This is a genomic window from Burkholderia sp. BCC1998 (genome assembly GCF_905339875.1).
Lineage (GTDB): Bacteria > Pseudomonadota > Gammaproteobacteria > Burkholderiales > Burkholderiaceae > Burkholderia.
Window position 1 is genome coordinate 283,701 of sequence record NZ_CAJPHE010000008.1, and the last position, 11,956, is coordinate 295,656.

General features: G+C 69.5%; 10 protein-coding genes. 4 read left to right on the plus strand and 6 right to left on the minus strand.

Features of this window, described 5'->3' with window-relative positions:
- Positions 1-23 precede the first annotated feature (23 nt).
- From U5A56_RS17270 to U5A56_RS17280, 3 genes are read right to left on the minus strand one after another with little or no spacing between them, the layout of a single operon-like run.
- Positions 24-2,501, minus strand: a complete 2,478-nt coding sequence (locus U5A56_RS17270; RefSeq protein ID WP_321923567.1) for an alpha/beta hydrolase fold domain-containing protein — start codon at positions 2,499-2,501, stop codon at positions 24-26.
- The gene (locus U5A56_RS17275; protein WP_321923569.1) at positions 2,488-4,215 is read right to left on the minus strand and encodes a choline dehydrogenase; all 1,728 of its coding nucleotides are present in this window, start codon (positions 4,213-4,215) and stop codon (positions 2,488-2,490) included. Before U5A56_RS17275 ends, U5A56_RS17270 begins: the two co-directional genes overlap by 14 nt.
- A 26-nt stretch (positions 4,216-4,241) precedes the next feature.
- Positions 4,242-5,663 carry a coniferyl aldehyde dehydrogenase gene (locus U5A56_RS17280; protein ID WP_124487676.1) on the minus strand — a complete coding sequence of 474 codons (1,422 nt, stop codon included), beginning with the start codon at positions 5,661-5,663 and terminating at the stop codon, positions 4,242-4,244.
- A 143-nt stretch (positions 5,664-5,806) separates the two neighbouring features.
- Between U5A56_RS17280 and U5A56_RS17285 the strand changes: the two genes are divergently transcribed.
- The gene (locus tag U5A56_RS17285; RefSeq protein ID WP_124487675.1) at positions 5,807-6,850 is read left to right on the plus strand and encodes an AraC family transcriptional regulator; all 1,044 of its coding nucleotides are present in this window, start codon (positions 5,807-5,809) and stop codon (positions 6,848-6,850) included.
- 52 nt (positions 6,851-6,902) lie between these two features.
- Positions 6,903-7,412, plus strand: a complete 510-nt coding sequence (locus U5A56_RS17290) for a GNAT family N-acetyltransferase (protein ID WP_044845369.1) — start codon at positions 6,903-6,905, stop codon at positions 7,410-7,412.
- Between the two features lie 8 nt (positions 7,413-7,420).
- Here U5A56_RS17290 and U5A56_RS17295 read toward each other — a convergent pair whose 3' ends face one another.
- A complete protein-coding gene (locus U5A56_RS17295; RefSeq protein WP_124487674.1) occupies positions 7,421-8,374 on the minus strand; it encodes a leucyl aminopeptidase in 954 nt (317 codons plus the stop codon).
- A gap of 58 nt (positions 8,375-8,432) precedes the next feature.
- The gene (locus U5A56_RS17300) at positions 8,433-8,555 is read right to left on the minus strand and encodes a hypothetical protein (protein WP_006752127.1); all 123 of its coding nucleotides are present in this window, start codon (positions 8,553-8,555) and stop codon (positions 8,433-8,435) included.
- A gap of 472 nt (positions 8,556-9,027) precedes the next feature.
- Between U5A56_RS17300 and U5A56_RS17305 the strand changes: the two genes are divergently transcribed.
- The gene (locus U5A56_RS17305) at positions 9,028-10,278 is read left to right on the plus strand and encodes a YbfB/YjiJ family MFS transporter (protein WP_321923572.1); all 1,251 of its coding nucleotides are present in this window, start codon (positions 9,028-9,030) and stop codon (positions 10,276-10,278) included.
- A gap of 61 nt (positions 10,279-10,339) precedes the next feature.
- On the opposite strand, the gene hpaC is transcribed toward U5A56_RS17305, so the two are convergent.
- A complete protein-coding gene (gene hpaC, locus U5A56_RS17310) occupies positions 10,340-10,885 on the minus strand; it encodes a 4-hydroxyphenylacetate 3-monooxygenase, reductase component (protein WP_321811113.1) in 546 nt (181 codons plus the stop codon).
- Between the two features lie 327 nt (positions 10,886-11,212).
- On the opposite strand from hpaC, the gene U5A56_RS17315 reads away from it, so the two are divergent.
- Entirely contained in the window at positions 11,213-11,845 is a 633-nt protein-coding gene (locus U5A56_RS17315) for a response regulator transcription factor (RefSeq protein ID WP_321923573.1), read from the plus strand.
- Positions 11,846-11,956: the final 111 nt, after the last annotated feature.

The following is an 11,956-nucleotide window of genomic DNA, read 5'->3' on the forward strand; positions in this document are numbered from 1 at the left end:
CGATCGCCGGCATCACCGGATCGTCACGTCGCGACCGCCGTCGCCGCCAACCGCCGCGCGGCAAATCCCGCCAGCGTCCGCAACGCGTCCCGCCCCGAGCGCAGATAGAACGCCTGCAGATGAAACACATGCCAGCGCGCGGCATGAATCTCCAGCCGGCACGGCACGCCGCAGGCGAGCGCATGCGACGCGAGTCGCTGCGCGTCCGACAGCAGCACTTCCTGGTCGCCAGCCTGCACCAGCATCGGCGGCAGTCCACGCAGGTCGGTGTCGAGCGGGCCGGGCGCTGCAGCCGAGCCCGCGCCGTGATACCAGCGCAGCCCTTGTTCGAGCCAGCCGCGACGGATCATCGGATCGTCGTGGCGGCGCGATGCGAGCGTGTCGCCGCCGAGCGTCGGGTCGGTCACGGGCGAGATCAGCAGCAGCGCGGCCGCGGCGGGTTCGCCGCGCTCGCGCAGCGCGATGGCGAGCGCCAGCGCGAGCGCGCCGCCGGCCGAATCGCCGGCAATCACGATCCGGTGCGGCGCGTAGCCTTGCGTGCGCAGTGCATCGTATGCGGCCAGCGCGTCGTCGAGCGCCGCCGGGCTCGGGTGCTCGGGCGCGAGCCGGTAGTCGGGCACCCACACCGGCAGGCCGGCTTCGGTCGCGAGCCGCGTCGTCACGCCGCGATGCGTATGCGGGCCGCCGAGACAGAACGCGCCGCCGTGCAGATAGAGGATCGCGCCGCCCGCCTCGCCGCGCTTCGGCGCGATCACTTCGACCGGCACGCCGGCGGCGGACGTCCGGTAGCGCAGCGTGTCGCCTGCGCCCGGCATCAGCGGCGACAGCAGCGCGACGACGCGGCGCTGCATGCGCGCGCCGAACGGCGGCCCGATCAGCGGCCGGAACGCGACGCGCAGAAAGCCGCGCAGCGACGCCGCGGCGAGTGCTTCCACGCGGCCGGCGGGCGGCGCGACGACGGCACCGTGCGTCGTCGTCGGGGTTGATGTGGGTGTCGCCGTGCCGGGCAACGGCTGCGTGAAGCGATACGCGGACAGCCCCGTGAAGCGCGTGATCCATCGATAGGTCAGCGTGAAGCCGGGCCAGTTCGTACTGTTGTGGCCCGACGCGTCGACGTACCAGCTCTTGCAGCCGCTCCACACCGAGCCTTCGAGCCGCTGCTGCACATGCGTGTTGTAGCGCCGGTAGCGGCGCGGATCGACGTCGATCGCGCACGCGCCGTCGCGCCGCATCGCGCGCACGCAGCGCATCACGTGCGCGATCTGGCTTTCGAGCATGTAGACGATCGAGTTGTGGCCGAGGTTGGTGTTCGGGCCATACAGCATGAAGAAGTTGGGGAAGCCCGGCACGGTGAGCCCGAGATACGCCTGCGCGCCGCGCCGCCAGGCGTCGTTCAGGTCGAGCCCGTCGCGGCCGGTGATGCGCATCGGCGACAGGAACGCGGTCGCCGCGAAACCGGTGCCGTAGACGATCGCGTCGACCGGATGGTGCACGCCGTCGTCGGTCTCGATGCCGGTCTCGGTCACGCGCCGGATGCGCTGCGTGACGAGCGCGACGTTGTCGCGGCCGATCGCGGCGAGGTAGTCGCTCGACAGCAGGATCCGCTTGCAGCCGATCGGATAGTCGGGCGTGAGCCGTTCGCGCAACGCCGGGTCGCGCACGTCGCGCGCGAGCAGCTTGCGGAACGGCCGGCCGACCGCGATGTCCATCAGCCCGTGCAGCCGCGTGAACGCAATCGCACGCGACTCGTAGCGCACGTAGATCGACGCGCGATGCAGCTTCATCGCCCACGGCAGCCGGCGGAACAGCGCCCGCTCCCACGGACGATAGGCGCGGTCGGGACGCGGCATCACGTAGGCCGGCGAGCGCTGGAACACGACGAGGCGCTCGACGTCGCCGGCGATCGCGGGCACGAACTGGATCGCCGACGCGCCGGTGCCGACCACCGCCACGCGCTTGCCCGCGAGCGGATAGTCGTGATCCCAGTGCGCGGAGTGGAAGGCGCGGCCGCGAAACGTGTCGATGCCGGGCAGGTCCGGCATCGCGGGGCGGCTCAACTGGCCGGTGCCGCTGACGAGCACGGCAGCGCTGAGCGTCGTGCCGTCGGCGAGCGTGACGTGCCACAGCGCACGGGCCTCGTCATACTGCGCGCGTTCGACGTTCGCGCCGAAGCGCAGGTAGCGTGCGAGGCCGTACTTGCGCGCGCAATGCTGCAGGTACGCATGGATTTCAGGCTGCGGCGCGAACACGCGCGACCAGTCCGGGTTGGGCTCGAACGAGAACGAGTACAGATGCGACGGCACGTCGCACGCGGCGCCCGGGTAGCGGTTGTCGCGCCACACGCCGCCGACGTCGTGCGAGCGCTCGACGATCACGAAGTCGTGAATGCCGGCGCACTGCAGCGCGACGGCCATGCCGATGCCGGCGAAGCCGGCGCCGATGATGATCGCCGACAGCGGCGCGGCCGGTGCGGCGGGACGGGATGCTTCAGGCGACGACATGGCGGTTTTCCTCGGGCAGGATCGCATCGTGCGGCGCGCACGACGCGGGAACAGTGTCGCGATGTGCCGGCACGGCGGCCGGTTCGCGTTCGGTGTCGGCCGCGGCGTGTAGCGGCACACGCCGCACGCCGCGGATCAGGTCGACGGCCTTCTCGGCGATCATGATCGTCGGCGCGTTGGTATTGCCGCCGATCAGCGTCGGCATGATCGACGCATCGACGATGCGCAGCCCCGCTACGCCATGCACGCGCAATTGCGGATCGACGACCGCGAGCGCGTCGCGCCCCATCCGGCACGTGCCGACCGGGTGATACACGGTGTCGGTGCGCCGGCGCAGCACGTCGCGGATCTCGTCGTCGGTCGTCACGTTCGCGGTGAACAGGTCGCGCGTGATCCATTCGGCGAGTGCCGGCGCCTCCATCAGCCGGCGCGTGATGCGGAAGCCGGCGACCATGTCGTCGAGATCGCGCGGATCGTCGAAGAACGCGGGGTCGATGCGCGGCGCGGCGAGCGGATCGGCGCTGTGCAGCGTGACCGAGCCGCGGCTGCGCGGCCGCAGCAGGCACACGTGGCACGACAGTCCGTGGCCGGCGTGCAGCCGGCGCGCATGATCGTCGACGAGCGCGACGACGAAGTGCAGCTGGATGTCGGGTGCATCGAGGTCGGCTCGCGTCTTGAGGAAGCCGCCGCCTTCCGCGAAATTCGACGTCAGCATCCCGCGCCGCTCGCGGCGAAAGCGCGCGAACTCGCGCAGCATGCGCAGCCCGCCGCGCGCGGACACGCCCATCGTGTCGACGCTGCGCGCGCGGTAGCCGAGGATGAAGTCCGGATGATCCTGCAGGTTGCGGCCGACGCCGGGCAGGTCGGCCCGCACCGGGATGCCGAGCCCCTGCAGTTCGCGGGCCGGACCGACGCCCGACAGCATCAGCAACTGCGGCGTCTGCAACGCGCCGGCCGCGAGTACGACTTCGCGCCGTGCGCGCAGCGTGCGAACCTCGCCGCGCTGCCGCACCTCGACCCCCGTCGCGCGCGTGCCGTCGAACAGGATGCGCAGCACCTGCGCGTGTGTCTCGACCGTCAGGTTGTCGCGGCGGCCGACGTGCGGCAGCAGGTACGCGCGCGCCGCGCTCCACCGCTCGCCGTGCTTCTGCGTGACCTGATAGAGGCCGACGCCTTCCTGCCGCGCGCCGTTGAAGTCGTCGGTGAGCGGCAGGCCGGCCTGTCGCGCCGCTTCCAGGTAGCGCGCATGGAACGGGTTGCCGGTGCGCAGGTCGCTGACCCACAGCGGGCCGTCGCGGCCGTGAAAGGCGTCGTCGAAGCGCTCGTTGTGCTCGCTCAGGCGGAAGTAAGGCAGCACGTCGTCGTAGGACCAGCCTTCGTTGCCGAGCGCGGCCCAGCCGTCGTAATCGACGCGATGGCCGCGAACGTAGACCATCGCGTTGATCGCGGACGAGCCACCGAGCGCCTTGCCGCGCGGCTGATAGCCGATGCGCCCGCCGAGCCCCGGCTGCGGCACCGTGTCGAATGCCCAGTTGTTCATGCGGGTCGGCAGCATCGCGACCGCGCCGGTCGGCACGTTGACGAGCGCGTTGTCGCCGCGGCCACCGGCCTCGAGCACGCAGACGGTGACGGCCGGGTCCTCGGTGAGGCGCCCCGCGACGACGCAGCCGCCCGATCCGCCGCCGACGACGATGTAGTCGAAAGTCTTGCTCATGAAATCGTCTCCCGATGGTCGATGGGTCAAGCGATGCGCGTGAGCACGCGCAGCAGCAGGTCGAAGGTTTTGCCGTACGGCGGGTGGAACAGCGCGGTGCCGCTGCGACGCGCCTGGTGGAACACGGGCTTGTGATGGCTGAACGTGTCGAAGCCCCATTTGCCGTGATACGCACCGATGCCGCTCGGGCCGACGCCGCCGAACGGCTGGTGTTCCTGTGCGAGATGCCACAGGCAGTCGTTTACCGTGACGCCACCCGACACCGTTTCGCGCAGCACGCGATCGCGGCGCGCGGCGTCGCGGCCGAACCAGTACAGCGCGAGCGGGCGCGGCCCGCGGTTCACGCGCTCGATCGCTTCGTCGAGATCCGCGTATTCGACGATCGGCAGCACGGGGCCGAAGATCTCCTCGCGCATTACGCGCATCGTGTCGCGCGCGCCGAGCACGAGCGTCGGCGCGAACTTGCGCGAGCCGGCGGGGAAGCGTTCGCCGGCCGGATTGACTTCGAGCACGCGTGCGTCGCCTGCGCGCGCATCGTCGACCAGGGCCGCCAGACGGTCGCGGTGGCGCGCGCCGATGATCGCCGTGTAGTCGGGGTTGGCGAGGAGGGTCGGGTAGCGGCGCGCGATCGCGTCCGACAGGCGCGCGGCAACGATCGGTGCGGTGCCCGCCGGCACCAGCAGATAGTCGGGCGCGATGCAGGTCTGGCCGGCATTGAGCAGCTTGCCGAACGCGATGCGCCCGGCCGCGTGTGCGACGTCGCACGACGGATCGAGGATCGCCGGCGACTTGCCGCCGAGCTCGAGCGTGACGGGCGTGAGGTTCGCGGCCGCAGCTTGCGCGACGTCGCGGCCGACCGCGGTCGAGCCGGTGAAGAACAGATGATCGAACGGCAAGCGCGCGAACGCCTTCGCCGTGTCGACGTCGCCGGTGACGACCCGCAGCTCGTCGGCATCGAACGCGTCGGCGACGAGCGTCTCGAGCAGCGCCGACAGCTGCGGTGTCAGTTCCGACGGCTTGACCAGCACGCGGTTGCCGGCAGCGAGCGCCGCAACCGCGGGCCCGATCGCGAGTTGCAGCGGATAGTTCCACGGGGCCATCACGCCGACGACGCCGCGCGGTTGCGGCGCGATCCGGTTGTAGCCGGGCCGGAAGTGCGCGGCGGTCGGCACGCGGCGTTCGCGCATCCAGTGCCGCAGATGCGCGCGTGCATGGCGCAGGCCGCTTCGAACCACGAATAGTTCGGCGAGCCGCGTTTCGTGCGCGGAGCGTCCGCCGAAATCGGCGTCGATCGCACGCACGAGCGCGGCTTCGTGCGTATCGAGCAGCGCGCACAGGCGATCGAGCCGCGACAGGCGGATCGCGAGCGGCGGGGCGGGATCGCGGGCACATGCCTCGCGCTGGTGTTCGAAGCGGGCGGCGAGGTCGGGTGGGCGACTCGGTCGCATGGTGTCTCCTCCGGGGGCGTTGACGTCGTTCGGGCGACGACTGATGACGCCGATGGTGCGGGCCGCATGGGAAAACACCAATGCTGCTTCGGGACAATTGTTTTAGTATTTGGGCCAAATCGGCGCTTCGAGGGTTTCTCCGCATGAGCTTCTGGGACTTCACCCGGAGTCCGGCCAGCGCGCGGCTGCTGGTCGATTTCGGCGACGAACGCGGCGTGCCGCGCGCGAAGTTGCTGGCCGGTACAGGGCTCGCGGACGCGCAGCTCGACGATCCGAACGTCGAGGTGACGGCCGCGCAGGAACTGCGGCTGACCGGCAACCTGCTGCGCGCGCTCGGGCGCGCGCCGGGCCTCGGGTTCGAAGTCGGGCAGCGCTATCACTTCTCCGCGTACGGCGTGTGGGGCTACGGGCTGATCGCGAGCGCGACCGCGCGCGACGCGCTGGCGCTCGCGATGCGCTTCCTGCCGCTCACGTATGCGTTCACGGTGATCACGTACCGCGAGGAACCGCAGACGGGCGTGCTCAATTTCGGCGCGCCGGAGCTCGATGCCGACCTGAGCCGGTTCCTCGTCGAACGCGACATGGCGGCTGCGGCCGTGCTGCTGCAGGAAATCGGCGGCGGCGATTTCGCGTTGTCGCGCTTCACGATGCAGGCCGCGAGCGCGGCGAGCGCAGCCGCGTTCGCACCCGCAGCGCGCATCGCGGGCGTCGAACCTGCGTTCGGCGCCCGCGCGAACAGCCTCGCATTCGACCGTGCGTTTCTCGACCGGCCGCTGCCGCATGCGAACCCGCTGACGGTCTCGATGTGCGAGCAGATGTGCAGCCAGCTGGTCGAAACGCGGCGCGCGCGGCTCGGCACGTCGGAGATGGTGCGGCAATATCTGACGGCGACGCCCGGCAACGTGCCGTTCTCGCTCGAGGACATGGCGCGGCTGATGAACACGAGCCCGCGCACGCTGAAGCGCCGGCTGCAGGAAGAAGGCACGACGTTCAGGGTGTTGCTCGCGCAGGCGCGCGGCGCGATGGCCGAGACGCTGCTCGGCGATGCGCACCTGTCGCTAACCGAAGTGGCCGAGCGGCTCGGCTTCAGCGACCTGTCGAGTTTCTCGCAGGCGTTCAAGCGCTGGTATGGTGTGCCGCCCGGCACGTATCGCAGCGGCCTGCTGCGCGACGGCGGCTCGCCCTGACGCAGTGTCGCGCCACGCGCGCATTCCCCAACCCCTTCACGAGAGTACCCGCATGATCACGCTTCGCCCGATGACCGAAGACGACTTCCCCCGCTTCTGGCCCACGTACCACGCGATCGTCGCCGCGCAGGAGACCTACGCATTCGATCCGGCGCCCACACGTGAAGCCGCCCGCGCGCTGTGGCTCGATGCGCCGCTTTGCACGTGGGTTGCCGAAGAGGATGGCGTGCTGCTCGGCTCGTACTTCCTGAAGGCGAACGCGGCCGGGCCCGGCAATCACGTGTGCAACTGCGGTTACATGGTCAGCGAGGCCGCGCGCGGCAAGGGCGTCGCGCGCCTGATGTGCGAGCACTCGCAGCAGGTGGCGCGCGAACGCGGCTTCCTCGCGATGCAGTTCAATTCGGTGGTCGCGACGAACGAGGTGGCGGTAGCGCTGTGGCAGAAGCTCGGCTTCGAGATCGTCGGCCGCCTGCCGCGCGCGTATCGTCATGCGCGGCTCGGCTTCGTCGACTGCTTCGTGATGTTCAAGTGGCTCGGCGACGCGGCGGCCGCCGACGCCTGATGCCCAGGTCAGACGGCGAACGCGCCGTCGAACACGATCCGCTCGTCGAACGCGAGCGTGCCGCGCGCGAAGATCAGGTCGAGGTGGTGGCTGCCGTTCGCGCCGCCGCCGAGGCCGAGATGCAGGCCCGGATGGCGTTCCTCGAAGCCGGCGTTGCGGCCGTATAGCCCGCGGATGCCCAGGTTCGTGCCGATGCCGAATTCCTCGATGCGCCGGTGATTGTCGTGCCGGTCGAGGTACGACGCGAAGTCGCGCCGGAAGCCCGCGTCGTCGCTGTCGAAATCGACGATCAGGCTGTCTTCGACATGCAGCGTCGCGAGCCGCTCCGTCACGCGGTACTTGATCGCGAACGGCACGGTGCCGAGGAACGTGCCGCTGAACACGATCGAGCCGTGCAGGTCGGTGACGTGCGTCGCGATCTCGCCGGGCACGACGTCGAGATTGCCCATCCCGTCCACGCTCGTCCATTTCTGGTCCGGCGCAAGCGAGCCGGTCAGCGTGTTGCCGGCTTCGTCGATGAAATGGATCTGCGATGCGCGCGCGGCCGCTTCGATCAGCCGGCCGTTGCGCGCGGCGATGTCGTCGAGCGATTCGGCGAACGCCTCGTCGAGATGCGGGCCGTAATCCTTGAACAGCACCGACTTGCTCCAGTGCCTGACGATCGCGGGACGGATCGCGGCCAGGAACGGCGGGCCGCTCGGCGACGGCGTCGGCAGGCACGACGAGTCGTACAGCAGCACGAACAGGTCCGCGTGCGTGAGCGCGGCGGCGATGTCGGCGGGTGGCGTGGTGTCGAGGCAGAGGATCGTCGCGTCGAGCGAGTCGGGCAGGGCGGAAAACGCGCGCAACGCGGTGTCGCGGTTGCGGCTGTCGTAGCCGACCAGCAGTTTGCCCGTCTCGCCGCGTGCGAGCTTGTCGCGCAGCGCCGGGTGATACCCCAGCGCGCGGTGCAGGTTCAGCATGCGTGTCTCCGGAAGCGGCGGAAGGGCAGCGGCCCTTCCGCGGGAACGGGCTGGCCGCTCAGACCGGCCAGAGCGCGGTGCCGAACGGCACCACGGCATCCTCGACCATCATGTCGACGGCCTCGGGGTGCGTGTCTTCCTGCATCCAGTCAAGCAATTCGATCTGCCGGGTTTCCTGCATGTCAATTCTCCTGTGATGAACATGAGCGATTCAACATGAAAGCGCGGTAACGGGATTACCGCCGCTCATCCGATGTTTTTTGAATACCGGACGAGTGGCGTCGATATTAGTCTGATGATTTAGCGAATGCAATGCGTGGCGAGGTTTTTAGCCGCGGCGTGCTAAACATGCGGGTTCGCCGCATTTCGCGCGGTGAAGGCGTATGAATCCAATCGCAAAACCCGAGGATTTTTTTTCGAATATCGGGGCCGCAATCGATTGATTGATTCATTCAAGCGATTTTTTGAATCACGAGTTCAATCGCGTCGATCATTTCGATTTCCGCCATTCACGAACAATGCGCGCGGTTATCGTGGACGCGAACCGGCTCCAGCGGTTTTCTGGCACCATCTGACGACCTCGCGCGCGGGCCGCAGCCGCGCGCCTGCCGCTGTCCCGGCGGCACGATGCGAACCACGATGGAGACACTGCGATGCGCGCAGCGCCGCAACCGGAGCACGCCGGCCCGGCACGACAGGACGCCGGCGCCACCGAACCCGACCGCATGACCGCGTGGCGGCTCGCGATCTGCCTGTCGCTCGGCAGCGCGATCGCGCTCGGTCTCGCGCGCTTCTCGTACGCACTGCTGCTGCCGCCGATGAAGGCCGATCTCGGCTGGACCTTCGCGCAGGCGGGCGCCCTGAACACGGCCAACGCGGCCGGCTACCTGATCGGCGCGCTCGTCTTCCCGTTCCTGTCCCGCCGCTGGCGCACCGGCACGCTGCTGGCGGCCGGCTGCGCGCTGACCGCGATGCTGATGGCCGCATGCGGGCTCACGTCCGGCATGAACGCGCTGCTCGTCGAGCGGCTCGCGACGGGCGTCGGCAGCGCGCTGATCTTCATCAGCGGCGGCGTGCTGGCCGCGCGGCTCGCGTCCGCAGCGCCGCGCGACGCGGGCCTGCTGCTCGGGCTCTATTACGGCGGCACCGGGTGGGGCATCGTCGCGTCGTCGCTGCTCGTGCCCGCGACGCTCGTGCAGCGCGCGCACGGCTGGCAACCGGCATGGTTCGCGCTCGCGTTCGCATGCGTGCTGTGCTCGGCGGTCGCCGTGTCGGCGGCGCGTCGCATCGAGCATGCGCATGCTCGATGCGACGCGCGGCGTGACGGTGCCGCGCCGGCGGCGACCGCGAGCCCCGCGCGCTTCGCGCTCGCGCTCGCCGGCTACGGCCTGTTCGGCGTCGGCTACATCGGCTACATGACGTTCATCGTCGCGCTGCTGCGCGGCGCGGGAATGAGCGGGACGGTCGTGTCCGCGTTCTACGTGATGCTCGGCGTCGCGACCGTCGTGTCGGCGCGGCTGTGGTCGGGGCTGCTCGATCGGATGCGCGGCGGCCAGGCGCTGGCCGTGCTCAACGCATTGCTCGGCGTGGCGACGCTGATGCCGGCGCTGTTCGTGCATCCGGCGGCCGCGTTCGCGTCGGGCGTGCTGTTCGGCGCGACGTTCCTGTCGGCGGTCGCGTCGACGACCGCGTTCGTGCGCCACAACCTGCCGCCGGAAGGCTGGGCGAAGGGCATCAGCGCATTCACGACGATCTTCGCGTTCGGGCAGATCGCCGGGCCGGTCGCGATCGGCTGGGTGTCCGACAGCGCGGGGCTTGCGCGCGGGCTCGTCTATTCGGCGCTGACGCTGTTCGCAGGCGCGGCCCTCGCGGCCGGACAGCGTGCATTACGGGCGTCGGCGTAGCCGATCGGGCCTGCAACGACCGGCGAGCGCGACAACGTGACCGCGATCGTTACCGGTCCCGTTACCGCACGCAGGCCGTGCGCGACACGCGATGAAACGCGCGGCTGAAGTAGATGAGGCTGTCGCCGTCGTTGCGTACACGAATCGACGTCGCCTCGATGAACATCACCGAATGCGAGCCGACTTCCTTCATCTCGGCGATCCTGCCCTGCAGGCTCGCGAGCGCATCGCGCAGCACGGGGACGTCCTGCTCGCCGCGATCCCACACCGGCAATTCGAAGCGGCGTTCCATCGGCAGCTCGGTCATTCCCGCGAAATGGCGCGCGAGCAGTTCGTGCTCGGCCGGCAGCACGTTGATGCAGACCTGACGATTGCGCTCGAAGATCGCGTGCATCGCGCTCGACCGGTTCAGGCACACGAGCAGCGTCGGCGGCGCGTCGGTGACGGAGCAGACGGCGCTCGCGGTGATGCCGCAGCGGCCGTGCGGCCCCGCGGTGGTGATCACGTTGACGGCCGCGCCGAGGTGGGCCATCGCTTGCCGGAAGGCCAGTTGCGCGTCGGTGGGGGCGGCGCGCGCCGGTTGCGGGGTATCGGTCGTTGCGGACATGGGCGTTCCTGGGTGAATGAGGGCGGCGATCGTGCGCGTTGTCGATGCTGCAGCGGATCGTCGACGATGAACCAAGCGTACGTCGCGAAAAAGCCGGCGAACATTCGCACGATTGACGATGAAGATGGCGTTCCCGCCAACGCATCTAAAGGTTCTACCTAGATGCGCGGCACGACGCGCGAAAAAAAGTGCGATCGGGCGTTCGAGCGGTACGTAAAGGGGTATTCAGCGCATTTCCGGCTCGTTATGATGTGCCGCACACCCCCGACGAACGACGCTTGCCTCACCCGCGGCGCGTGCGATACCGATATCTTGCGAGACACCCCGATGACGTCACCCGCTCCGATCGTATACATCGTCGACGACGACAGCGGCATGCGGACCTCGCTCGCGTGGTTGCTCGAATCGGTCGGCATCGCGTCCGAGGGATTCGCGAATGCCGCCGATTTTCTCGCGCGCTTCGACGTGAACCTGCCCGCGTGCCTGGTGCTCGACGTGCGCATGCCGGAGAAAAGCGGATTCGACGTGCAGGCGGAACTGAACGCGCGCGGCGCGACGCTGCCGGTGATCTTCGTCAGCGGACACGGCGACATTCCGATGTCGGTGCGCGCGCTGCAGAACGGCGCGATCGACTTCGTCGAGAAGCCGTACAACTCGCAGCAGATGCTCGAGCGCGTGCAACGCGCGCTGCGGCTCGCGCAGCAGCGGCACGCGGTCGGCCAGCGTCACCGCGAGCTGCGCCAGCGGCTCGATGCGCTGACCGCGCGCGAGAAGGAGGTGCTGCGCGGTGTCGTCGATGGCAAGGGCAGCAAGCAGATCGCGTCGGACCTGTCGATCAGCGTGAAGACCGTCGACGTGCATCGCGCGAGCATCAAGGAGAAGCTCGGCGCAACGTCGATCGCCGCGCTGGTGCGCGACGTGATGGTCGTGTGGGGCGACGGCGGGGAGTCGTCGCGCTAGCGCAGGGTGGTTCGCACGCGAATCGGGCCGTGCGTGTAAGCGCAGTGCCCGCATACACCGCATACACCGCATACACCGCATACACCGCATACACCGCATACACCGCATACA

Coding starts and splice junctions, on each gene's coding strand:
- U5A56_RS17290 (WP_044845369.1), top strand. CDS start 6,903: ATGATCACGCTTCGCCCGATGACCGAAGACGACTTCCCCCGCTTCTGG.
- U5A56_RS17275 (WP_321923569.1), bottom strand. CDS start 4,215: ATGAGCAAGACTTTCGACTACATCGTCGTCGGCGGCGGATCGGGCGGC.
- U5A56_RS17315 (WP_321923573.1), top strand. CDS start 11,213: ATGACGTCACCCGCTCCGATCGTATACATCGTCGACGACGACAGCGGC.
- U5A56_RS17280 (WP_124487676.1), bottom strand. CDS start 5,663: ATGCGACCGAGTCGCCCACCCGACCTCGCCGCCCGCTTCGAACACCAG.
- hpaC (WP_321811113.1), bottom strand. CDS start 10,885: ATGTCCGCAACGACCGATACCCCGCAACCGGCGCGCGCCGCCCCCACC.
- U5A56_RS17305 (WP_321923572.1), top strand. CDS start 9,028: ATGCGCGCAGCGCCGCAACCGGAGCACGCCGGCCCGGCACGACAGGAC.
- U5A56_RS17300 (WP_006752127.1), bottom strand. CDS start 8,555: ATGCAGGAAACCCGGCAGATCGAATTGCTTGACTGGATGCAGGAAGAC.
- U5A56_RS17295 (WP_124487674.1), bottom strand. CDS start 8,374: ATGCTGAACCTGCACCGCGCGCTGGGGTATCACCCGGCGCTGCGCGAC.
- U5A56_RS17285 (WP_124487675.1), top strand. CDS start 5,807: ATGAGCTTCTGGGACTTCACCCGGAGTCCGGCCAGCGCGCGGCTGCTG.
- U5A56_RS17270 (WP_321923567.1), bottom strand. CDS start 2,501: ATGTCGTCGCCTGAAGCATCCCGTCCCGCCGCACCGGCCGCGCCGCTG.